This window comes from Martinezella sp. CNPSo 3890 (assembly GCF_057784455.1).
On the sequence record NZ_JBXSOR010000024.1, the window covers coordinates 1 to 23,311 of the forward strand.

At 60.8% G+C, this 23,311-nt stretch carries 22 protein-coding genes; 13 read left to right on the plus strand and 9 right to left on the minus strand.

What is annotated here, in order from left to right; all coding sequences use genetic code 11:
• Positions 1 to 248, minus strand: a 248-nt coding sequence (locus tag AC13RC_RS31430; RefSeq protein WP_488559548.1) for a hypothetical protein, incomplete at its 3' end; no start/stop codon positions are given.
• A 60-nt stretch (positions 249 to 308) separates the two neighbouring features.
• Here AC13RC_RS31430 and AC13RC_RS31435 point away from each other — a divergent pair.
• A complete protein-coding gene (locus AC13RC_RS31435; RefSeq protein WP_092720247.1) occupies positions 309 to 515 on the plus strand; it encodes a hypothetical protein in 207 nt (68 codons plus the stop codon).
• Between the two features lie 66 nt (positions 516 to 581).
• Here AC13RC_RS31435 and AC13RC_RS31440 read toward each other — a convergent pair whose 3' ends face one another.
• Both AC13RC_RS31440 and AC13RC_RS31445 read right to left on the minus strand, forming a co-directional pair.
• The gene (locus AC13RC_RS31440; RefSeq protein WP_488559549.1) at positions 582 to 1,934 is read right to left on the minus strand and encodes an ATP-binding protein; all 1,353 of its coding nucleotides are present in this window, start codon (positions 1,932 to 1,934) and stop codon (positions 582 to 584) included.
• 3 nt (positions 1,935 to 1,937) lie between these two features.
• Positions 1,938 to 2,657: a response regulator gene (locus AC13RC_RS31445; RefSeq protein WP_092720253.1), complete on the minus strand. Its 720-nt coding sequence runs from the start codon at positions 2,655 to 2,657 to the stop codon at positions 1,938 to 1,940.
• Between the two features lie 362 nt (positions 2,658 to 3,019).
• Here AC13RC_RS31445 and AC13RC_RS31450 point away from each other — a divergent pair, with 362 nt between their 5' ends.
• From AC13RC_RS31450 to AC13RC_RS31465, 4 genes are all read left to right on the plus strand, one after another.
• Positions 3,020 to 3,820, plus strand: a complete 801-nt coding sequence (locus AC13RC_RS31450) for a pseudouridine synthase (protein ID WP_113396138.1) — start codon at positions 3,020 to 3,022, stop codon at positions 3,818 to 3,820.
• 12 nt (positions 3,821 to 3,832) lie between these two features.
• Positions 3,833 to 4,516, plus strand: coding sequence for a phosphoribosyltransferase (locus tag AC13RC_RS31455; protein WP_488559550.1), 684 nt, complete (start codon positions 3,833 to 3,835; stop codon positions 4,514 to 4,516).
• Positions 4,517 to 4,659: 143 nt separating this feature from the next.
• On the plus strand, positions 4,660 to 5,604 hold the full coding sequence (locus tag AC13RC_RS31460; protein WP_488559566.1) for a phosphoribosylaminoimidazolesuccinocarboxamide synthase: 945 nt from the start codon (positions 4,660 to 4,662) through the stop codon (positions 5,602 to 5,604).
• Positions 5,605 to 5,953: 349 nt separating this feature from the next.
• Complete coding sequence (locus AC13RC_RS31465; protein ID WP_488559551.1) at positions 5,954 to 7,417, plus strand: efflux transporter outer membrane subunit; 1,464 nt, start codon at positions 5,954 to 5,956, stop codon at positions 7,415 to 7,417.
• Between the two features lie 13 nt (positions 7,418 to 7,430).
• Here the strand turns inward: AC13RC_RS31465 and AC13RC_RS31470 are convergent, their stop codons facing one another.
• Positions 7,431 to 7,664, minus strand: a complete 234-nt coding sequence (locus AC13RC_RS31470; RefSeq protein WP_488559552.1) for a hypothetical protein — start codon at positions 7,662 to 7,664, stop codon at positions 7,431 to 7,433.
• Between the two features lie 460 nt (positions 7,665 to 8,124).
• On the opposite strand from AC13RC_RS31470, the gene AC13RC_RS31475 reads away from it, so the two are divergent.
• Positions 8,125 to 9,012, plus strand: coding sequence for an SH3 domain-containing protein (locus AC13RC_RS31475; protein ID WP_488559553.1), 888 nt, complete (start codon positions 8,125 to 8,127; stop codon positions 9,010 to 9,012).
• Positions 9,013 to 9,240: 228 nt separating this feature from the next.
• On the opposite strand, the gene AC13RC_RS31480 is transcribed toward AC13RC_RS31475, so the two are convergent.
• Positions 9,241 to 9,483: a DUF982 domain-containing protein gene (locus tag AC13RC_RS31480; RefSeq protein ID WP_095433530.1), complete on the minus strand. Its 243-nt coding sequence runs from the start codon at positions 9,481 to 9,483 to the stop codon at positions 9,241 to 9,243.
• A gap of 230 nt (positions 9,484 to 9,713) precedes the next feature.
• Complete coding sequence (locus AC13RC_RS31485) at positions 9,714 to 9,836, minus strand: hypothetical protein (RefSeq protein WP_257714005.1); 123 nt, start codon at positions 9,834 to 9,836, stop codon at positions 9,714 to 9,716.
• 613 nt (positions 9,837 to 10,449) lie between these two features.
• On the opposite strand from AC13RC_RS31485, the gene AC13RC_RS31490 reads away from it, so the two are divergent.
• From AC13RC_RS31490 to dnaJ, 3 genes are all read left to right on the plus strand, one after another.
• A complete protein-coding gene (locus tag AC13RC_RS31490) occupies positions 10,450 to 12,870 on the plus strand; it encodes a transglycosylase domain-containing protein (protein ID WP_488559554.1) in 2,421 nt (806 codons plus the stop codon).
• A 397-nt stretch (positions 12,871 to 13,267) separates the two neighbouring features.
• Entirely contained in the window at positions 13,268 to 15,187 is a 1,920-nt protein-coding gene (dnaK, locus tag AC13RC_RS31495) for a molecular chaperone DnaK (RefSeq protein ID WP_113354116.1), read from the plus strand.
• An 84-nt stretch (positions 15,188 to 15,271) separates the two neighbouring features.
• The gene (gene dnaJ / locus AC13RC_RS31500) at positions 15,272 to 16,417 is read left to right on the plus strand and encodes a molecular chaperone DnaJ (protein ID WP_152094670.1); all 1,146 of its coding nucleotides are present in this window, start codon (positions 15,272 to 15,274) and stop codon (positions 16,415 to 16,417) included.
• 70 nt (positions 16,418 to 16,487) lie between these two features.
• On the opposite strand, the gene AC13RC_RS31505 is transcribed toward dnaJ, so the two are convergent.
• A complete protein-coding gene (locus AC13RC_RS31505) occupies positions 16,488 to 17,291 on the minus strand; it encodes an APH(3'') family aminoglycoside O-phosphotransferase (RefSeq protein WP_488559555.1) in 804 nt (267 codons plus the stop codon).
• 363 nt (positions 17,292 to 17,654) lie between these two features.
• Here AC13RC_RS31505 and recF point away from each other — a divergent pair, with 363 nt between their 5' ends.
• The 3 genes from recF to AC13RC_RS31520 are packed head-to-tail and all read left to right on the plus strand — an operon-like array spanning position 17,655 to position 20,064.
• On the plus strand, positions 17,655 to 18,782 hold the full coding sequence (gene recF, locus AC13RC_RS31510; protein WP_488559556.1) for a DNA replication/repair protein RecF: 1,128 nt from the start codon (positions 17,655 to 17,657) through the stop codon (positions 18,780 to 18,782).
• Between the two features lie 35 nt (positions 18,783 to 18,817).
• Positions 18,818 to 19,588, plus strand: a complete 771-nt coding sequence (locus AC13RC_RS31515; protein ID WP_145324544.1) for a molybdopterin-synthase adenylyltransferase MoeB — start codon at positions 18,818 to 18,820, stop codon at positions 19,586 to 19,588.
• Positions 19,585 to 20,064, plus strand: a complete 480-nt coding sequence (locus tag AC13RC_RS31520; protein WP_488559557.1) for a GNAT family N-acetyltransferase — start codon at positions 19,585 to 19,587, stop codon at positions 20,062 to 20,064. Before AC13RC_RS31515 ends, AC13RC_RS31520 begins: the two co-directional genes overlap by 4 nt.
• Before the next feature lie 27 nt (positions 20,065 to 20,091).
• Here AC13RC_RS31520 and murA read toward each other — a convergent pair whose 3' ends face one another.
• Positions 20,092 to 21,405, minus strand: coding sequence for a UDP-N-acetylglucosamine 1-carboxyvinyltransferase (gene murA / locus AC13RC_RS31525; protein ID WP_113397407.1), 1,314 nt, complete (start codon positions 21,403 to 21,405; stop codon positions 20,092 to 20,094).
• A 142-nt stretch (positions 21,406 to 21,547) separates the two neighbouring features.
• Entirely contained in the window at positions 21,548 to 22,549 is a 1,002-nt protein-coding gene (locus AC13RC_RS31530; protein WP_095433520.1) for a 2-hydroxyacid dehydrogenase, read from the minus strand.
• Positions 22,550 to 22,741: 192 nt separating this feature from the next.
• On the opposite strand from AC13RC_RS31530, the gene AC13RC_RS31535 reads away from it, so the two are divergent.
• A complete protein-coding gene (locus AC13RC_RS31535) occupies positions 22,742 to 23,281 on the plus strand; it encodes an SH3 domain-containing protein (protein WP_113330920.1) in 540 nt (179 codons plus the stop codon).
• The last annotated feature ends 30 nt before the right edge of the window (positions 23,282 to 23,311 follow it).

Below are 23,311 nucleotides of genomic sequence, written 5' to 3' on the forward strand. Positions count from 1 at the left end.
CTGACATTTTTGTAAGTGATTGAATTAAAAAGCGGATTTGTGGGGCGCGACGGAAAACAGGTGGTTTTTACCTCAAAAGCTGCAAAAATCTTGTCCGGAAGGTCAAATTTTGCTCTGGCGTCAGAATCTGAAGACGTTCTCCCTATTATGCGCCCTACGCATCCATTAAAGCCCTTCCTTTCAAGCAACCGAACGACCGATCGGGTTTCCGGGGCAAATCCCTCGACCGCAAGCCTCAGAAAAACCAAGATTTTCCCTAAGGTTTCTGCTATGGTTGAGGCTAGATATAAAGGGGAAGGGAGGAAACAATGCATACTACAAGACCGGAAAGCATTATCGAAGTCAGCTTCGACAGCGCCAATGGCCGCCGTGCGCTCGGTATTATGAGCATGCGCCAGGCATTGGATCTGCCCGACCTGCCGAGCTTCACCTACACGCATCCTGATCCGCAGAAGGCGGCGGCTGGCATTGTCTTGAGCCGGCAAGAGCTGCAGAGCTTCCTGACCTGCCATTGAGCAGGCCGCCTTGCACAACGCGTCGATCGTGCCCGGGCGCGATCGACACTTAAGCGACGCCTGTCTTCAGGCCGCTCTTCTTTCAATTACCGCCAGCGGCAGCAGGACGACGGCATTCAGGCCGCCTCCTTCGCGGTCTTCCAGACAGAGTGTGCCGCCATGCGCATCGAGAATCTGGCGGACGATCGCCAAGCCGAGCCCGCTGCCACCGAGATCGCGATTGCGCGATTCTTCCAGCCGCACGAAGGGTTCGAGGACCTCTTTGCGTCGCTCTTCCGGGATGCCCGGTCCGCGATCGCCGATAACGATGGCGGCGTGATCGCCACGACGCTCGGCGACAATATCGGCCCGGCCACCATAGCGCAGCGCATTGTCGATAAGATTGTCGAGTACCCGTACCAGAGCGGTCTCGGTCATCGTCACGCCGATCGGCTGCCCGATCGGCGCAAAACCCACGAGGCCCTGCCCGTCCTGCCGCTCCGCAAGGTGACCTCGAATGGCCGCATCGAGATCGACGATGGTCTTGCCGTCCGAAACGGCGGTGCTGCGGGCAAAGCCGAGCGCATCCTCCACCAGCCGCTGCATGGCCTCGACGTCCGCGATCGCCCGCTCTCGATGCGGCGTATCGGGCATCATTTCCATGCGCAAGCGGAAGCGGGTGAGATAGGTCCTCAGATCATGCGAGATCGCTCCGAGGATCAGGGTACGATTACTGACCAGGGCGGCGATGCGCAGCTGCATGGCGTTGATCGCCTTGATCAGCATGCGCAGCTCGCAGGCGCCTCTTTCGGGAATATGAACCGGCTGCAATCCGTTACCTATCGAGTTGACGGTTCGCGACAGGCGCGTCAAGGGCCGGGTTTCGCGCGCCACCGCGGCAATGGCGATGACTGCGACCAGCATGCCGAGAATGCCCGAGATAAGGCCGATGGGAATTCCGCGCAATCGGACGGTCGGGGTCTCGGGAAGATTGAAGACCGCAATCTTGCCGCCGACGACGCCGATCGACACTTCCATGATCCGGTCCGGCGCACCGACCGAGAACCAGCCCTGCGGTCTTTCCGACAGCGAGCGCATGTTGAAGTAGCGGTTGCCGAAGGCGATGTTGGCGAATTCACGCGCCAGCTTGCCGGTGAGCGTCAGATCCGAAGTCTCGCTCTTCTCACCGACTGCCGGCGCATCGGCAAGCCGTATCGCCAAACCATTGGCATGCAGCGCCCGCACGGCGATCGGCTGCGCCTCAGGCGGAACAGCATCGAGAAGACGGACCGCCGTCTTGACCTGCATGGCCGGCGACAGCTCCGGATTGAACGGCGTATCCGGCTTGAGCTGCGCGGCAACGAAAGCCGCAAGCTGGATAATGAACAATGCCACGGCGACGATCATGATGATGCGGGCGACGAGACCGAGTTTCAGCATGGCTCAGACATCTTTCACGTCCATTGTGAGGAGATAGCCGGCATTGCGCACGGTGGTGATGATATGGGCGCCATCGGGCAGGCAATGGCCGAGCTTGGTGCGCAAGCGGGAGACCGTGACGTCGATGGTGCGATCGAAAGGATCGGCGCCGCGGCCGCGCGTCCAGTCGAGCAATTGCTCACGCGATAGCACACGGCGCGGCCTTTCGAGGAAGCAAACGAGCAGATCGAATTCGGCCGTCGTCAAATGCACGACGCGCTCACCGTCCATCTCGATCACCCGGCCATCAAGGTCTACCGTCAACCCCGCAAAGCTCTTTCTCCTCGATGGACGGCTGATATCTTCCGGCCGCTCCGGGCCGGAACGGCGGAGGATCGCGCGGATGCGCGCCAGGAGCTCGCGCGGATTGAAAGGCTTGCCGAGATAATCGTCGGCCCCCATTTCGAGGCCGAGGATGCGGTCTATGTCTTCCGTTTTCGCCGTCAGCATGAGGATCGGTACCTTGCTGCGGGCGCGGATACGACGGCATGCTGACAGGCCGTCTTCGCCGGGCAGCATCAGATCGAGGATAATCAGATCAGGAAAGCCCTTGGACAAAAGGCGATCCATGGCAGCGGCGCTGTCGGCCGCCTGCACGGAAAAACCCTCACGGCTCAGGAACTCTTCCAGGAGCGCCCTAATCTCGCGGTCGTCCTCGACCAGAAGCAGCGATGCGGAAACCATGGCTCTTCCATGGGGGGCGAGAGGCGGTCTTGGCAACAGGGAAACGGCCGGCGTTACAAACTGTAACAAATTTCCCTTCTTTTGAAAAATCCCAGCAAAAGAAGCAGTGCAGTTTCTCTGCAACCGCGATCCCTCCGGAGCGAATGGCGGCAGCCACGTTGCCGTCTACCCGACCCCATCGCCCGCTCCGGTCCGCGACAGGGCTCGCATCCATGAAATGCGAGCCCTGTCTGCCTTTTAGACTGGCCTTTCCGATCCTGCCTCGACAATGCGATTTGCGTCCGGTTCTCTGCCATGCGAAAGGATTGTGCTCCACCGGCTGCCATGCCGGGCCACGGCAACAAGCACATGAGGCAAGACGGGTGAGCCAACGGCAATCACCGCAGAGATCCGGCAGGGCGGCGAAGGGCAGGCCGGAGCCAGAGGGCAAGCGCGTGACCTTGCCGCGGGCGCTTTCCAAACTCGGCTATTGCTCCCGCACCCAGGCAGAGGCGCTGATCGCGGCCGGCCGCGTGAGCGTGGACGGGCGCAAAGTGTCAGATCCTGCCATCTGGGTCGATCTCGAACATTCGAAATTCGCGGTCGACGGCACGGAAATCGCTGCGGAGAAAAAACTCTATTTCATGCTGAACAAGCCGCGCGGGCTGGTGACCACCCGCGATGACCCTGAAGGGCGACCGACGGTTTATGACTGCCTGAAGGAGATCGATGCCCGCCACCTCGCTCCGGTCGGGCGACTGGACAAGGCGAGCGAGGGGTTGCTGCTCTTTACCAATGATACGGTGCTGGCGCAGGCCCTGCTCGATCCGGTCAGCCATGTCGGCAAGACCTATCATGTGCAGGTCGACCGGATCATGGATCACGAGCAGCTTTCGCGCATGGAACGCGGCATCATCGATGATGGCGAACTGCTGACCGCCAGTTCCGCCCGCCTCCTGCGCAGCGGCGATCGCAATGGCTGGATCGAGGTGGAGCTGAAGGAGGGTCGCAACCGTCAGATACGGCGCATGCTCGAGGCGCTCGGCATCGAATGCCTGCGGCTGGTGCGTGTCGCCTTCGGCGATATCGCGCTCGGCGATTTGCCGAAGGGGGCCGTGCGAGCCCTGACCGAGGCAGAGATCCTCGGGTTGCACCGGCGCGCAGGAATGAAGATCAACAGATAGAGGCAGGCTGCCATGCAACCCCATGACTTCTGGCAGGAGCTGCATGCGCCTGACACGTTCGATCCCATGGCGGAGCGCGCGGATTTTCATGTCGCCGAATTGCCGGACGGGCGTCAGCTGCGCCTGCCGATCCGGGTGCTTGCCGATGGCGAACATGCGCTGGCATCGCTGATCGTCAATCAGGCAAGCTTCACCGTGCTGGAGGCTCTGGCGGAGGCGCTTGCGGAGCGGATCGCAGCTTATGATATCGATGTCGTCGCCGGCTTGCCGACCCTCGGCCTGACGCTGGCTGCAGCAGTTGCCCGCGCACTCGGCCATGCGCGTTACGTGCCGCTCGGGACATCGCGCAAGTTCTGGTATCGCGACGAACTGTCGGTCGCGCTTTCCTCCATCACCACGCCGAACCAGGAAAAGCGTCTTTATATAGATCCGCGCATGTTGCCATTGCTGCAAGGCAAGCGCGTAGCGCTCATTGACGACGTCATCTCCAGCGGCACGTCGATCGTTTCCGGACTTGCTCTCCTGGCGTCCTGCAATATCGAGCCTGTCGTGATCGGCGCGGCCATGCTGCAATCCGATCGCTGGCGGGATCGTGTCGATCTGAACGGGAAGCGATGGAGCGAGAGGATCGTCGGCGTGTTTTCGACACCGATCCTCGAGCAGGGTGAAAATGGTTGCTGGCGCCGGCCGGGCTGACACTTTTCGCGCCCGCGACCTGACGAATGGAGCCACTTCAATATTATTATATGTGAAAACCGTTCCGATTCCGGCTGCAATGCGCTAAGGGTCCGCTCAAGAAGCATCCGCCGTGCGGATGCACGAGCCTGTTGGTGGACGCGTTGCGAATTCTCTCCGAAGCCCATTTCCCCAAATTGCCCAACTACTATCGCGGCAAGGTGCGCGAGAATTACGATCTGCCCGATGGCAGCCGCATTATCATCAGTACCGATCGGTTGAGTGCCTTCGACCGCATCCTTACCTGCATCCCCTACAAGGGTCAGGTGCTGACGCAGACGGCGCGCTACTGGTTCGAACAGACACGCGATATCTGCCCGAACCATGTCATCGACTATCCGGACCCGAACGTCGTCGTCGGAAAGCGGCTGAATATCCTGCCCGTCGAGGTCGTCGTTCGCGGCTATCTCGCCGGCACCACGGGCACCTCGATTCTGACGCTCTATAAAAAGGGTCAGCGCGAGATGTATGGCATCACGCTCCCGGATGGCATGCGCGACAACCAGATCCTGCCCGAGCCGATCATCACGCCAACGAGCAAGGAATTCGACGGCGGCCACGATGAGCCCCTGACGCCGACCCAGATTGTCGAGCACGGGCTTCTGACAAAAGAGCAATGGCAGACGCTGACACATTATGCTTTTGCCCTGTTCGCACGCGGGCAGGACATCGCCCGCAAGCGCGGGCTGATCCTCGTCGATACCAAATATGAATTCGGAACCGACGAAAACGGCACCATCATCCTTGCCGACGAGATCCATACGCCCGACAGCAGCCGCTACTGGCTGGCCGACAGCTATGAGGACAGATTCGAAAAGGGAGCACGCCCGGAAAGCTTCGACAAGGATTTCGTCCGCGCCTGGGTCACCGAGCGCTGCGATCCTTACAAGGACGAGATTCCGGAGATTCCAAACGACCTCATCGAACAGACGTCCAAAGTCTATATCCGCGCCTATGAAGCAATCACGGGCATGTCTTTCGTGCCTGACGATCGCGGCGCGACACCGCTTGACCGGGTTCGCGCAAGCCTCGCCCGCTACTTCCCGTAAGGACAGTCCGAACGGACTTTTGACTGGAGCGATTCTGCGAAGCAACTCCCTAGAGTTGCGGCATGCACGGATTTTTGTCTACGCCGCAGCCTTGAGTGGTGTGTAAAAGGGTATGTTTTTTGCAACACCTTAGATTTTTTTTAACGGCGCACTGATATTTCGGCCGATCCCACATATGTTCGCAGCCGAGAATTCGTAAAAGCCACTGTGCTATTGCAAAACTCATTGCTAGATTGACGCCGACCGCTTCGGGTCATTGTTTGTGTTGCGTAAGACTGGAGCGCCAGCATATGGGGTCACGTCGATCCCGAAAAAAACTGATCAGTAAATTGAATTGTGGGACAATGTGATGGTTTCCATTCGTACTGCCGCCCCCGCCCTGCTGCTTGTTTTGGCAGGCTGCGTCAGCGGCCCAGACCATAAGCCACCGGAAATGCCTCTCCCGGCCAAATTCTCGGAGGGCGGTACGAAGGCGAACGGCGATATCGCCGGCTCGCAATGGTGGACCGCTTTCGGCGATTCCAAGCTGAATGCCTTCGCCGCACAGGGACTTGCCCAGAACCTTACCATCCAGCAGGCACTGGAACGTATCAACCAGGCAGAAGCTGCCGTTGTCACGGCAGGTGCAGGCGGCCTCCCGAGCCTCACCGTGTCAGGCGACAACACGACCAGCGGCCAGAAGGGTGGCTCGAGAGTATCAAGCTCAGCTGGACGACGGAACACGACGACGGGCACTGCTTCGGCTTCCTGGCTGCTCGACCTCTGGGGTCAGTATCGCCGTGCAACGGAAAGCGCCAACGCCTCGCTCGACGCAGCCTACTCGACCGTCGACGTCCAGCGCCTGGCCTTCCTCTCGGATCTCGCCAACAGCTACGTCAATGCCCGCTATTACCAGGCCCTGATTTCGATCGCTCAGGAAAACCTGAAGTCGCGGCGCGACACGCTTTCGCTGACCAAGTTCCAGCTCGAAGCCGGTGCGGCATCACGTCTCGACGTGGTTCAGGCGGAAGGCCTCGTCAACCAGACGCTGGCCCTGGTGCCTGGTTATGAAATCAGCTACCGCCAGCAGGTGCATCATATCGCAACGCTGCTCAACGTTCCCTCATCGACGATCATCGCGCAGATGCAGGGCGGCGGCAGGCAGCCGATCTTCCGCGGCAGCGTCCGCAGCGGTGTTCCGGCAGACCTGATTCGTAACCGTCCGGATATTCGCGTGGCAGAGCGCACCCTCGCAGCTTCGACGGCCCAGATCGGCGTTGCCGAAGCCAAGCTCTTCCCGTCGATCACGCTCAGCGGCTCGATCTCGCCAACGTATATCCATACCTCGTCGGCGAGCGGCGGCCTGACCACCTGGTCCTTTGGCCCGGCGCTGAACCTGCCGATCTTCGACGGCGGCGCTCTGCGCGCTGGCGTCAAGAGTGCGGAATCGACGAGCCGCGAAAACTATCTCGCCTGGCAGTCGACGGTACGCTCGGCAATCGAAGACGTTGAAAACTACCTGTCTGCCGTTGCCCGCGACGCACAGACGGTCGCTGCGCTGCAGGCTCAGGTCAAGTCCTACCAGGAAGCCCTGCAGCTCTCGACGGCAAGCTACAAGGACGGCGCATCCTCGCTGCTCGACGTTCTCGATGCCCAGCGCAACGTGACCGCTGCCCAGCAGAGCCTGGCACAGGCCGTGCAGCAGAGTGCACTCGATTATATCGGGTTGAACGTCAACATCGGCGCCGGCTATGTACCAGCCAGCAAGGCAACCATTGCCCAGGCTCCTGCCAAGGCCAAGGTCGTCAAGATTTCGGCCAAGAAGGCGAACTGACGATATCGCCTGCCTAGCAGGCGCATCGCTTAAAGTGAAAAGCCGCCGCAGGCATCTGCGGCGGCTTTTCTTTTGCTGCGCGAGAGATGCCGAAAATGAAAATGGCGCGCTCCGCTTTCGTCGGACGCACGCCATCGCCAAAAAACAAAAAGGCCGGAATGATCCGGCCTTTCGCCATCCGCCTTCGCATCAGTGCCAGTACATCCGTGGTCAAAGGCAAGGGCGGAACTGCAGCCAGATTGATCATGAAAGGTCAACGAAGAGTTAACGCTGCTTCCATGATATCGACGGACCAAACGGCTCGCTTTCCAGCGCGCCAGCGCCCGTCGGCTGCATGACTGGATCGTATATCGGCGTCCAAGGTGTCAATTTCAAGGCCGCTTCTAAGTTTCTTCGAAAAAACTCTTGAGGCAGCCGACGCTGCCACGTCGGTAACGCCGAGGAAGGCAAGTGAGCCTTGTCAAAAAGACTCGCAGCTTTTCAGTTTCGAACTGATGCCGTTCAAGCTGCATTCATGCAATTACTTCTACAACACATGTAAAGATTGAAGAGGCACCATGGAATCCTATCAGATTCCGTGCTGCGCCAGGCCTTTATCTTGCCGAAATTGGAAAGTCTTACCGAAGAGCGCCGGGGTAGGCGCACGACAGCGGAACAGGCACCAGCCGGCGATTTCGCGGCATGGGTGCGCAAAGGGAGAGTAATCTATGAGGTTCAAGATTCTTGCGGCGGGCATTCTGGCGGCGCTCGTGGCGCTGCCAGCCATCGCGGAAGCGGCAGAAGGCTTTGCCACCGCGAACGTCAACATGCGGTCCGGTCCGAGTACCGCCTATCCGGCAGTGACGATGATCCCCGTCGGTGTACCGCTTCAGATCAACGGCTGCCTAAACGATACGCCATGGTGCGATGTTTCCTTCTATGGCGGCCGCGGGTGGGTTGCGGGTCGTTATATCCAAGCAACCTATCAGTCACGCCGCATCTATGTCGGTCCGCAATATTACCGCCCGCTTGGCATCCCGACGGTGGTCTTCAACTTCGACGACTACTGGGGTCGCTATTATCGCGGTCGCGACTTCTATCGTGACCGCGACCGCTGGCGGCGCGGCCCGGGCTGGGTCGATCGCCGCCCCGACAGCGGCTGGGACCGCAATCCTCCAGGCGGGGATAACGGGCCGGACCGCAATTGGGACCGTCGCCCGGATCGCAATCGCGATTGGGATCGCGGATCAGACTGGAATGACAGACCGGACCGCAACTGGGATCGCCGGCCCGACCGTGATCGCGACTGGGACAGGCAACGCGACGGCAATCGCGACTGGGGCAGACAGCGTCCGGACAACAACCAGGATTGGGGTAACCGGCCGGATCGCCAGCGCGACAACAATCGCCCGGACAATAATCGTCCAGACAACCGCCCGCGTCCGGAACCGCAGCAGGCTCAACCGCAACCACAACCACAGCCGCAGCAGCCGCCGCCTCAGGCAAACTCGCGACCGAATGCAGGCGAGCCGGGGCCTTATAGCCCTGACCACAGGGATCCATGCCCCGCGTCGGAGCCCAATTGCCGAATGTCCGTGAGAGGCTCGAACCGCTGACGGCCAGCCCTGCGACCGCCTGAAAAACCAAAAGGCCGGCGACTTCGAAAGTCGCCGGCCTTTTCATGAGATTGCATCGCCTCCAAGGAGAACGCGCTCACCATCATGCGGGAGCTGCATTCAAGAGATGCTTTCGTAGAGGAAACGCGCTCAAAACTCTCGACTTCTGCCGCGCTTCCGCCGGTTCGCAAGATTTGGGCGGTTGATCCGCGGTGGTTGCGGCATGCTTCAATGCATCTTGAGATGCGCTTCCCGCGTCGCCGAGATGAACATTTCCCGTGCCTCTTCGGCGGACTTGCGGCCGTCGATGGCAGCCCGGCAAAGGCTTCTTGCCGCCACGTAGAGCGGACCGCGCCGGTCAGGCCAGAGATTGGCCATGCAATTGAGGGCCTCGGACGGGCCTGTCACGACCTGGAACGTACCCTGAGCAAAACCGATCTCGATTGGATTGCTCCATTTGATGTGTCGCATGAACACTCCTCCTCACGCGCTCAATTGCTTGGAACCGCCCTGCAAGACGGCCACATGTCAATACTATAACCTTGATCAGCCCATTCGAAAATATCGAAGATTGCGTGCGCCGCGCGAAGTATCGACGCATCCGGATCGCAGCCTCGCTCCGCATGAAGGCAAGCGAGGCGCTGTCCTGAGATTTCAGGAGAACGGACATTGTTGCGGATAACGGAAGCCGCACGGGCGATCTATTTTTCACGTGCGATCCGCCTTGCCTCATCCGGGGAAAAACCGGCGCGGCGTGCAAGCCGTTCGAGGCCGAATATCCGGTCGATCTGGTCGACCAGCCACAATTCGAAACGTTTCCACATCGGCATAGCCTCCAACGCTGCGAATCCCTCGGTCGCAGCAGCCCACGAAACATCGCGCCGGCCTGCCAAATCCTTTCAGCGACCCATCAACGGAATTGGGGCGGCCTTTGCGCGTTTGAGAGCAATTCCTGCTTTGTTGCGAAGTCGCCAAACAGCTTTTTCAGCCGGGCTTCCTCCTCCTTGCAAATCCGATGACGCCGGACGAAATCCTCGACGCTCCAGACCTCGCGCAACTTGCTCTCTTCAACTTCCTCTATCTTCAGCAATGAACTCATGGGTTCGCCCTCTATCGTTTTTGTGAGGGGATAATGCTCAGGATGGCGAAAAGTTCCCTGCACACGCTTGGCAGGCGCCGGGCGAAGGCAGCGGCAAGCGAATCGGAATGTTCTTAATCCCTCCTTAAATCGCCGCATTTACAGTTCAGGCGGGACTTGATGTCTTCACGAGCGGTGCGTGGACGAATAGCGGGTTGCTCCGCCTTGAAAGCCAATGAGGGTTTTCGAGGTCGCGCGCCGACCAGGCGACGGATCAAGCTTAAGGATTTCTACCGCTCCCGTAATCAGCCTGATAGAAGACATGGAATACAAGGGCACCGAGGTACGACCGGCCGGCAATGGCAGATAAGAAGAAATCACGCCAGAGGATAGAACCATCCTTTTCCAGCGGCCGAGAACGCATCGAGGACGGATTCAATGCCGGGGAGCGCATCGTCGGCAACAGGCGCTCGGCCAAGAAATATTCGTCTTCTTCCAAAGCATACTATGAAGAGCCGGAACCCGACGAAGACGAGGATGAAGACGACGAGGATGAACCCGTGGTCGAAAAGCCTCGCCGCACCCGTGCCAGCAACCGCCGCAAACCGGCACGTCGTGCGCGGCCGCGGCGCGGCTTTTTCGGCTTCATCCGTTCGACGATCTACTGGGGCCTCGTGCTTTGCCTCTGGGCCGGCATCGGCCTTGCCGGTCTCGTCGCCTATTATGGCTCGCGCATGCCGAGCGCCAGCACGTGGTCGATCCCAGAGCGGCCACCGAACGTCAAGATCAACGATCTCGACGGCAGCCTGATCGCCAATCGTGGCACGACGGGCGGCGAAGCGGTCGCGCTCGGCGACATGTCCCCCTATATCCCGGAAGCCATCATCGCCATCGAGGATCGGCGCTTCTATTCGCATTTCGGCTTCGACCCGATCGGCCTTGCCCGCGCCGTCGTGACCAATGTGGTAACCGGGCATGCCGTCCAAGGCGGCTCGACGCTGACGCAGCAGCTCGCCAAGAACCTGTTCCTTTCGCCGGACCGCACGCTGGAACGCAAGGTGCAGGAAGTGCTGCTGGCGCTGTGGCTGGAGCACAAGTACACCAAGGATCAGATCCTGACGATGTACCTGAACCGCGTCTATTTCGGCTCCAACGCCTATGGCGTCGAGGCTGCCTCGCGGCGCTACTTCAACAAATCGGCAAAGGACGTCAATCTCGGCGAAGCCGCCATGCTCGCTGGTCTGGTCAAGGCCCCCTCGCGACTGTCGCCGGCCCGCGATCCGGCCGCCGCCGAGGCCCGCGCGCAGCTCGTGCTGCAGGCGATGCACGACCAGGGCTTCATCAGCGAATCCGACATCAAGACGGCGATGGCGCAGCCGCCGACCCGATCGAAGAGCTATTGGAGCGGTGCCGAGAATTACGTCGCCGACATGGTCATGGACCAGTTGCCGAAGCTGATCGGCGGCGACGTCAAGGAAGATCTGATCGTCGACACGACGCTCGACATGTCGCTGGAGGAAAAAGCCGAGAAGGCGCTGAGCGACGTGCTCGAAAAGGAAGGCAAGAAGCTCAACGCCTCGCAGGCCTCACTCGTCTCCGTCGATGCGACGGGTGCGATCCGCGCACTCGTCGGCGGCCGCGACTATGCGCAGAGCCAGTTCAACCGTGCCGTGACGGCTAAGCGCCAGCCCGGCTCCGCCTTCAAGCCCTTCGTCTATACCGCGGCGCTTGAGATGGGCCTGACGCCGAATTCGATCCGCAACGACATGCCGGTCAAGATCGGCAACTGGGCGCCTGAGAATTACGAGCAGCGCTACAGCGGCCCGGTGACGCTGGCAACTGCGGTGGCTAAATCGCTGAATACCGTTGCCGCGCAGCTCGTCGCCGAAGTCGGGCCGGACCAGGTCATCAAGGTTGCCCGCAGGCTCGGCATCGAATCCGACCTGCAGGCCAATGCCTCGATCGCGCTCGGCACCTCGGAAGTATCTCTGCTGGAGCTCACCTCCGCCTATGCCACCTTCATGAACGGCGGCTACAAAGTGGCTCCGCATGTCATCACCAAGGTGACGGCCGCTTCCGGCAAGGTGCTCTACCAGGCCAATACCGACAATCCGGAGCGCGTCCTGAACCCGGATATCGTCACGAACATGAACGCCATGATGGCGGGCGTCATCGCCAATGGCACCGGCAAGGCGGCGCGCATTCCCGGTTGGCAGGCGGCCGGCAAGTCAGGCACGACGCAATCCTTTCGCGACGCGCTCTTCGTCGGCTTCACCAGCCATCTGACCACGGGCGTCTGGTTCGGCAATGACGACGGCAAATCGATGCGCAAGGTGACTGGCGGCGGGCTGCCGGCGAAAGCGTGGAAGGAATTCATGGCCGCCGCCCACAAGGGCATTACGCCGACGCCGATCTTCGGCGGCGGCCAGATCATCGACAACGGCCTGCCAATGGCGCAGACGGCGCCGAACAGCGACCAGCCGACCACCATCGGCAACATCATCTCCGGCGTCGCCGATGGTGGACAGCCGGTGCAGCAGCCGACCTTGCAGCAAAGGCCGTCGCAGCAGCCGATCCAGCCGCAGATCGTCAACCAGACCGCCGCCAACGACGATCCGCAGGATTTGCCGCCTGCAAATCTTGCCGACGATACCAATCCCTACAGCTCCAACCCCTATGATAGCGATATACCGCCTGCCGATGTCGGCGACAGCGGCGCTCCGGTCGCCACCACACGGTCGCACCGCTCGTCGCTGCTCGACGTCATCCTCGGCCGATAAAATTGCAATTTTGCGCCTACAGCGCCGCGCGTCATATATCGCGCGCAAAGGCCGCCGCAGCCCTTCATATCTGCTGCATAATTTTTTCCCTAAATCGATCCCGATTTAAGGAATCATGCAGCAGACGCTTGCATGGCCGCGGCAAGGCTGCTCTGATACGCGGTCGTGTCAAATCCGCTGATCCCCGGCGCATACGGGACCACATGGAATTTGGGCGACAAACCATTTGTTTTGCTGGATTTCAGGCTATTTCCTGCCTTGCAGTCAGTAAAACCGCTACTTATATACGCGGCATCACCGCAGTCATGGCTGCGCAATCCTCAAGACCATCCCGTAAGGGGCTGTCAATGGAATGCCTGACAGGGGTTCCGATAGCTTGCTTCAAGGAGAGAATGACATGGCAAAAGTAATTGGTATCGACCTTGGAACGACAAATTCCTGCGTCGCCGTCATGGACGGTAAGGACGCAAAAGTGATCGAAAATGCCGAAGGCGCCCGGACCACCCCCTCCATGGTTGCCTTCACCGACGACGGTGAACGTCTCGTCGGCCAGCCGGCCAAGCGCCAGGCTGTCACCAACCCCACAAATACCCTCTTCGCTGTCAAGCGCCTCATCGGCCGCCGCTACGAAGATCCGACCGTCGAGAAGGACAAGCACCTTGTTCCCTTCAACATCGTTCGGGGCGACAATGGCGACGCCTGGGTCGAAGCCAACGGCAAGGGCTATTCGCCCGCTCAGATTTCCGCAATGATCCTTCAGAAGATGAAGGAAACCGCCGAATCCTACCTCGGCGAAAAGGTCGACAAGGCCGTTATAACCGTTCCCGCATACTTCAACGACGCTCAGCGCCAGGCAACCAAGGATGCCGGCAAGATCGCCGGTCTTGAAGTTCTGCGTATCATCAACGAGCCGACGGCTGCAGCACTCGCTTATGGCCTCGACAAGAAGGACGGCAAGACCATCGCCGTATACGACCTTGGCGGCGGCACCTTCGATATCTCCATCCTCGAAATCGGCGACGGCGTCTTCGAAGTGAAGTCGACCAACGGCGACACCTTCCTCGGCGGTGAAGACTTCGACATGCGTCTCGTCGAATACCTCGTTGCCGAGTTCAAGAAGGACAACGGCATCGACCTCAAGGGCGACAAGCTCGCTCTGCAGCGTCTGAAGGAAGCTGCCGAAAAGGCCAAGATCGAACTGTCTTCTTCGCAGCAGACCGAAATCAACCTGCCCTTCATCACGGCAGACGCAACCGGCCCGAAGCACCTGACGCTGAAGCTGACCCGCGCCAAGCTGGAAAGCTTAGTCGACGATCTCGTCCAGCGCACCATCGCTCCGTGCAAGGCAGCGCTCAAGGATGCCGGCGTTACCGCTGCCGAAATCGACGAAGTCGTTCTTGTCGGCGGCATGAGCCGCATGCCGAAGGTACAGGAAGTCGTCAAGCAGCTGTTCGGCAAGGAGCCGCACAAGGGCGTCAACCCGGATGAAGTCGTCGCACTCGGCGCCGCCATCCAGGCCGGCGTTCTGCAGGGCGATGTCAAGGACGTTCTGCTCCTCGACGTGACCCCGCTGTCTCTCGGCATCGAAACGCTGGGCGGCGTCTTCACCCGTCTGATCGAACGCAACACGACGATCCCGACGAAGAAGTCGCAGACCTTCTCGACCGCCGACGACAACCAGTCGGCCGTGACCATCCGCGTTTCGCAGGGCGAGCGTGAAATGGCTGCCGACAACAAGCTGCTCGGCCAGTTCGACCTCGTCGGCCTGCCGCCGGCACCGCGTGGTGTTCCGCAGATCGAAGTCACCTTCGATATCGACGCCAACGGCATTGTTCAGGTTTCGGCCAAGGACAAGGGCACCGGCAAGGAACAGCAGATCCGCATCCAGGCTTCCGGCGGTCTCTCCGATGCCGACATCGAGAAGATGGTCAAGGATGCGGAAGCCCATGCCGCTGAAGACAAGAAGCGTCGCGAAGGCGTTGAAGCCAAGAACCAGGCCGAAAGCCTGATCCACTCCAGCGAGAAGTCGCTGAAGGATTACGGCGACAAGGTCAGCGAAGCCGATCGCACCGCGATCTCCGACGCGATCGCAGCGCTGAAGACGGCGACCGAAGCTTCCGAGCCGGATGCCGAAGACATCAAGGCCAAGACCCAGACGCTCATGGAGGTTTCCATGAAGCTCGGCCAGGCGATCTATGAGGCCCAGCAGGCGGAAGCCGGTTCCGGTGATGCCTCGGCAGCAGGCGGCAAGGACGATGTCGTCGATGCCGATTACGAGGAAATCAAGGACGAAGACGACCGCAAGCGGTCTGCATAAGCGCGAACCGAAAGGTTTGAGGAAACTTAGATCCGGCTGCCTTTTGGCAGCCGGAAATCCATTTCCGGGGTTCTAATCCTTAATATGGCAAAAGCGGATTTTTACGAGACGTTGGGCGTCTCCAAGACGGCGGACGAGAAAGAGCTGAAGAGCGCCTTTCGCAAGCTGGCAATGCAATATCATCCGGACAAGAATCCGGGCGACAGCAATGCCGAGCGGAAGTTCAAGGAAATCAACGAAGCCTACGAAACGCTCAAGGACCCGCAGAAGCGCGCAGCCTATGACCGCTATGGCCACGCCGCTTTCGAGCATGGCGGCATGGGCAGCGGTGGCGGCTTCGGAGCCGGTTTCGGCGGCGGCGGTTTCTCCGATATTTTCGAGGACATTTTCGGCGAGATGATGGGTGGCGGCCGCTCGCGCGGGCGTTCTTCCGGCGGCCGCGAGCGCGGCGCCGATCTTCGCTACAATATGGAAATCTCGCTGGAGGAGGCCTTCAGCGGCAAGACGGCGCAGATCCGGGTTCCGACCTCGATCACCTGCGACGTCTGTTCCGGCTCGGGCGCCAAGCCCGGCACGCAGCCGAAGACATGCGGCACCTGCCAGGGTTCCGGCCGCGTGCGCGCTGCGCAGGGATTCTTTTCGGTCGAGCGCACCTGTCCGACCTGCCATGGCCGCGGCCAGATCATCCCCGATCCCTGCACCAAGTGCCACGGCCAGGGCCGCGTGACCGAGGAGCGCTCGCTCTCCGTCAACATTCCCTCCGGCATCGAAGATGGTACGCGCATTCGCCTGCAGGGCGAAGGCGAGGCTGGTCTGCGCGGTGGACCGGCGGGCGATCTCTACATCTTCCTCTCCGTCAAGCCGCATGAGTTCTTCCAGCGCGATGGCGCCGATCTTTATTGTGCGGTGCCTATATCGATGACGACCGCGGCACTTGGCGGCACCTTCGATGTCGCAACGCTCGACGGCACCAAATCGCGCGTCACCGTTCCCGAGGGGACGCAGGTCGGCAAGCAGTTCCGACTGAAGGGCAAGGGCATGCCGGTGCTGCGCTCCAGCCAGGTCGGCGATCTCTATATCCAGATCCAGATCGAGACGCCGCAGAAGCTGACCAAACGGCAGCGGGAACTGCTGCAGGAATTCGAGCAAATCTCCTCGAAGGACAACAATCCCGAATCGACAGGCTTCTTCGCCCGCATGAAGGATTTCTTCGACACGTTCAGCGACTGAGCCGCGAATCAAAATGTTTCACATGAATCCGGCCGATGATTCGGCCGGATTTTTTATTGGCATGCGCGAATCAGCCCCAGGTCAGCGGATCGAGCCGGAGGTAGAAGGCGAGACGTTCGCGGTCCGGCTCTGCGATTTCCAGGGTTTCGAACAGGATCGAAAAGGCTCGCTCTCGTTGTTCGGGCGTCACCCAGCTTCCCTCGGCATTGGCAATCATCAGCGAGAGATCGACAGAACGATCGGCCTTGCCGACACGGCCTAGATCGATCAGCCCGGTACATTGCAGGCTATGCGGATCGATCATGAAATTGGGCATGCAGGCATCGCCATGGCAGAGAACCCTGTCGATGGCTTCCTGATCGAGCCGAACCGGCAGATCGCGCTCGACGCGATCAAGCAGTTCGCGGACCGGCCTATCCTGATCCTCCGGCGGCAGGAAATCTGGGTTTACGGCATTTCGCGAAACCACATCCGCTGCCTTTGCGAACATCAGCGACAGGCTGCGATCGAAGTGGCATCGATCAATCGGCAGCTCATGAAGAGATTTCAGCTGCCGCGCCATCGATGGCCAGGCCTTCAGCAGCGCATCTCCATCCAGCTCGGCTGCCGGTATGCCGGGAATTGTTGTCATGATCAGGCATGCACCCTCCTCCACCTCGCGCCAATCGATAACTCCTGGGACGGCGACACCCTTGCCCTGCAGCCAAAGCAGCCGATCGCGTTCGCCTGCAAGATCGGCCGACCGGGCTGACGACGCGATTTTCGCATAAGCAAGGCCATCTTCGCGGCGATAGACGAGATCGCCCGATTCGCCCGTTTTCACGCGCGCCCAATCGGCGCGCGTATGCACGAGCAGTGCTTTTGCAAATTCCAATTGATGCCCCCTTTCATCCCAAACCTCCCCGAGCATGGCGATATAGGTAGTGCCGTGCGTTAATGCCAATATCGGCAGGAATTCAAATAGATCTCCTCAAAAGACAAGGATGCCGAATGGCGGGCGAATCACCCGCCCTCGTGGTCCGAGACGGCCCCTTGGCCTCTCACCATGAGGGCTCATCCCCTCGCTTTGCCCACAGCTTCCCTCAGCCTGCGGCCTCACTCCAACCCTCATCCTGCGCCCGTCGAAGGACGAGGGTGGCCCGTGACGGCGCTTACATTTCAAACCATCGGCAAAAACCTTGCACTTGCGCGGGGTTCGGCATACCCCTCGGCCATCGATTGCGAATCTTAAAGACAGATGCCGAACAAGGTTTCCATCTCGCGCCTCAAGCTGACCGACTTCCGCAACTATGCGGCGGCGGCGCTGACGCTTGACGAGCGGCACGTGGTGCTGACCGGCGACAACGGCGCCGGCAAGACCAATCTCATGGAAGCGGTCTCCCTGCTATCGCCTGGCCGCGGCCTGCGTCGCGCCGCCTATACCGATGTCACCCGGGTCGATGCGCCAGGCGGCTTTTCCATCTTCGCGGAGCTCGAGGGCATGGATGGCAGCGTCGAAATCGGCACCGGCATCGATACGACCGACGAATCAGCCGCCCGTCGGCTGCGAATCAACGGCACTCCAGCCAAGACGGTCGACGAACTGACCGATCATCTGCGCGTTCTCTGGCTGACGCCGGCCATGGATGGCCTCTTTACCGGCGGCTCCTCGGAACGCCGCCGTTTCCTTGACCGACTAGTCCTGTCGCTTGACCCCGCCCATGGCCGCCGCGCCAGCGATTTCGAGCGCGCCATGCGCAGCCGCAACAAGCTTTTATCCGAAAGCCGGTTCGATCCATCCTGGCTCGGCGGCATCGAGGAACAGATGGCAAGCCTCGGCATCGCCATGGCGATCGCGCGGCAGGAAATGCTCAGCCTCCTTTCGCGACTGATCGCCGAAACGCGCGAGGCGACGCCGTTTCCATCGGCGGCACTGGAGCTTTCCGGCTTCCTCGACGGACAATTCGACCGGCCGGCCGTCGATCTCGAAGACACCTATGCCGATATGCTGCGCGAGGGGCGTTACCGCGACGCGGCCGCCGGTCGCACACTGGATGGGCCGCATCGGGCCGATCTTCTGGTGAGGCATCGCGAGAAGGATATGGAAGCGGAGCGGTGCTCGACCGGTGAGCAAAAGGCGCTTCTCGTCGGCCTCATCCTTGCCCATGCGCGTTTAGTTGGCAATCTCACAGGCTATGCGCCGATCCTGCTGCTCGACGAGATCGCCGCCCATCTTGATGAGGGACGGCGTGCTGCGCTTTTCGATCTCATCGACGGGCTCGGCGGCCAGGCCTTCATGACCGGCACGGACAAATCCATGTTCTCGGCTCTTGGCGAGCGCGCGCAATTCTTTACCGTGGCGCATGGCGGCATTACGAAATCCTAGCGCCTCCTCGCCCTCGATTGTGCTAGACTTTTGCCATGGATCCTTTGAGCTCAGACGAAATCGCCCGCTATCACCGCCATATCCTCCTGCCGGAGGTCGGTGGCACTGGCCAGCAAAAATTGAAGGCGGCGCGTGTGCTTGTCATCGGCGCCGGCGGCCTTAGTGCGCCGGTGTTGCAATATCTTGCGGCCGCCGGCGTCGGCACGCTCGGCATTGCCGATGATGACCGCGTTTCGCTGTCCAACCTGCAGCGGCAGGTGATTCACGATACGGGCACGATCGGCGAACTGAAAACCCAGAGCGCGGCAGACGCCATCACGCGGCTGAACCCGCATGTGCGCACCATCCGCTTCGAGGAACGGTTCAGTGCCGATACGGCTGCGCGGCACCTCGCCGGTTTCGATCTCGTCATCGACGGCTCCGACAATTTCGATACGCGCTATGCGGCTGCCGATGCCACCGAAGCAGCGCATTTGCCGCTGGTGACAGGTGCTGTCGGGCGCTTCGATGGATCTGTCACCACGTTGAAGCCTTACGAGAGCGATGCGGACGGTAACCTCAATCCTCGCTATCGCGATCTCTTCCCGGCGCCACCGCCGGAGGGTCTCATTCCGAGCTGCGCCGAGGCGGGCATCATTGGCGCCTTGACCGGCGTCATCGGCACGCTCATGGCGATGGAGGCGATCAAGCTCATCACAGGCATCGGCGAGCCGCTGATCGGTCGCCTGTTGCTTTATGACGGGCTTTCATCGCGCTTCGAAACCGTGCGCTATCGCCGCAAACGCGCCCGGGTTGCTGCTGAATGAGCGATATCACGCTTCGTCGCCTCGATGATGGCTTCGATCGCTGGGATGCGTTGCTGGATCTGATCCTGACGTCCTTCGCCTATATGAACGGACGCATCGATCCGCCCTCCTCGGCGCTGGCGCTGACATCCGAAGCGCTGAAAGCGAAGGCACTTAGCGAGATCGCTTATGTGGCGCTCGATGGCGAACAGTTGGTCGGCTGCATTTTCTGCCTGCCGGAGGCAGAGAGCCTTTATGTCGGCAAGCTCGCCGTGGTGCCGGCGGCGCAAGGTAAAGGTATCGGCAAGCAACTGCTGGGCCTGGCCGAGACAGCGGCGCGAGAGCTTGGCCTCAAGGCGTTGCGGCTTGAAACGCGGATCGAGCTCACCGACAATCACGCCACCTTCGCAGCATGGGGCTTTCGGAAGACGGCCGAAAATCGCCACGCCGGGTTCGATCGGACGACGTCGATCGAGATGCGCAAGGCGATTGCCTAACGCATCCTCAGCCGGTGGATGGAGCCGTCACGCCTCGCGCGGCGGGATGCGGGTGATGCGGGCACCCAGGGCGTTCAGCCGCTCCTCGATGCGCTCATAACCGCGCTCGATCTGCTGGGCATTGTTGATGACGCTCGTGCCCTCGGCGCACATGGCCGCGATCAACATGGCCATGCCGGCACGAATGTCAGGGCTTTCGAGCTGAGCGGCGCGCAGCTTGGAGGGGCCGGCAACGATGGCGCGATGCGGATCACACAGCACGATGCGGGCGCCCATGGCGATCAGCTTGTCGACGAAGAACATGCGGCTTTCGAACATTTTCTCGAACATCAGCACGACGCCATCACATTGCGTGGCGGTGACGATGGCAATCGACATGGTATCGGCCGGAAAGGCGGGCCAGGGCTGGTCTTCTATCTTCGGAATATGACCGCCGAAATCCGGCTGGATCTTCATTTCCTGGCCGGAGCGGATGATGAGATCGTCACCGTCAATCTGGCAGCGGATGCCGAGGCGCTCGAAGGTCATCAGCGTGGAGCGCAGATGCTCGACGCCTGCACGGCGAATGGTGATTTCCGAACCGGTGACGGCGGCAAGGCCGATCAGCGAGCCAACCTCATTGTGATCGGGACCGATGCGATGCGATGCACCGTCCAGCCGCTGCCCGCCGTGAATGGTCATCATATTGGTGCCCACGCCTTCGATTCGGGCGCCCATGGCAATCAGGAAGCGGGCGAGATCCTGAACATGCGGCTCAGAGGCGCAATTGCGCAGGATCGTCGTCCCCTCGGCGAAAACGGCGGCGCAAAGAGCATTTTCCGTCGCCGTCACGGAGGGCTCGTCGAGAAAGACATCGGCGCCGCGCAATCCTTCCGTGCGGAAGCTATAGACGCTGTTGACCTCGATCTTCGCGCCGAGCTGTTCCAGCGCCAGGAAATGCGTATCGACACGCCGGCGACCAATGACATCGCCGCCAGGTGGCGGCAGGGTGATCTCGCCACAACGCGCCAACATCGGTCCGGCAAGCAGGATGGAGGCGCGGATGCGGGCGCAAAGATCGGGATCGAGATTGGCAGGACGAAGCTCCCGCGCTTCGATTTCGAGCTCGTTCTTACCCAGCCAACGCACTTTTGCACCGACCGATTGGATCAGCTCCACCAGCGCCTCGACATCGCGAATACGCGGCACATTGCTGAGCTCGACACGTTGATCGGTCAGAAGCGATGCGGCGATGATCGGCAACGCAGCATTCTTGTTGCCGCTGGGTTCGATCTCGCCCGAGAGCTTGAAGCCGCCCTCGACCACATATTGCACCCGCTCATGCGGCAGCGCCCGCGCCATGATTTCCGCCCTTCCTGATTTATGTTTGTGGTCACCTCTGGGCCGGCTTTGTGACATGCACATGACCGGCGAGAGGGAAGTGAGATCAAATTTGCAGCCGGGTATTCAGCCGCGTTTCGGCGGGCGAATCAGCATGCTTCAGTCACCGAAACGGCAGAACGCGATTGGGCGGGCGATGGCCGTCGATGAAGGTGCGGATGTTGATGATGACCTTGTCACCCATGTCGATTCGGCCCTCGAGTGTGGCCGAGCTCATATGCGGCAGGATCACCACCTTGCCTTCGTTGGCGAGCTTCACCAGCTTCGGATTGACGGCGGGTTCGTTCTCGAACACGTCAAGGCCGGCGCCGGCAATCTTGCCCTCGCGCAGGATCTTGATCAGCGCCGTCTCGTCGATGACGTCGCCGCGCGCCGTGTTGACGATATAGCTCGTCGGCTGCAGCAGCGCCAGGCGGCGGGCCGAGATCAGATGATAGGTCGCCGGTGTCGACGGGCAATTGACCGAGACGATATCGACGCGAGCGAGCATCTGGTCGAGGCTGTCCCAATAGGTCGCCTCCAGTTCGTCCTCCGTCGCCGGATTGACGCGCTTGCGATTGTGATAATGGATTGAAAGGCCAAAAGCCTTGGCGCGGCGGGCAACGGCCGTGCCGATCCGCCCCATGCCGACGATGCCGATGCGCTTACCGTGGATGCGGCGGCCGAGCATCCAGGTGGGCGACCATCCGGCCCATTCGCCGGGGCTGTCCGTCAGCACGCGCGCACCTTCCGCTAGCCGCCGAGGCACGGCGAGGATGAGCGCCATGGTCATGTCGGCGGTATCTTCGGTCAGCACATTGGGCGTATTGGTGACGGTGATGCCGCGGCGGGCGGCGGCTTCGACATCGATATGATCCGTGCCGTTGGAGAAGCTGGCGATCAGCTTCATCTGCGGGCCGGCTTCTTCGATGATCTCGGCATCGATGCGGTCGGTGACTGTCGGCACGAGCACGTCGACAGAGCGGACGGCCTCAATCAATTCGTCTTTCGTGCGCGGGCGATCATCGATGTTGAGTTCGGCATCGAAGAGCTCGCGCATGCGCGTCTCCACCGCGTCAGGCAATTTGCGCGTGACATAGACCTTCGGTTTTTTCTTCGTCGTCATGGCGAGCGGCGATGCCTTGTTCAGATGTTCTTAACCAAGAAGCAGGATAATTTTCCCGTTCCGGGCATTTCTACCAGACCCGCAGGCGAAGACAAACAAAACTCGCTGACGCGATCCGAGGATTTGCCGCTCACCGGAGCGAAAGGTCGCCGGAATGGCGCGCCTTTGTCATGACGAACGAACGGAAATCCCATGCGTGGCAACGTCTTGAAGTCCTGCGCCATTTTCGCAATCGGCCTGATGATGGCCGCTGTGTCGGCCGATCTTGCCGCCGCCCAGGCCGCCAAGGGGCCGAGCGGCCTACCGCTGCCGCGCTTCGTCACACTGAAATCGAAGCGGGTCAATCTGCGCATCGGCCCGAGCGCGGATTACGCCGTATCGTGGCTCTATCTCAAGCAGGGTCTGCCGGTCGAAATCATCCAGGAATATGATAACTGGCGGCGCGTGCGCGATGCCGACGGCACCGAAGGCTGGGTCAACCAATCTCTGCTGTCGGGCCAGCGCTCGGCCATTGCCGCTCCCTGGATGAAAGGCAAGGGCAAGGCCGTCTTCGTCAACATGCGCCGCGAATCCCAACCGTCCGCCGCCGTCATTGCCAAGCTTCAGCCCGGCGTGATGATGAGCGTCAAGGAATGCACGGGCGATTGGTGCCTCGTCACCGCCGACGGCACCGAGGGATGGGTGGCGCAATCCGAGATCTGGGGCGCTTACCCCGGCGAAGCCTTCAAGTAACGACCGCTCGCTTGGCGCCGAACGCAGCCA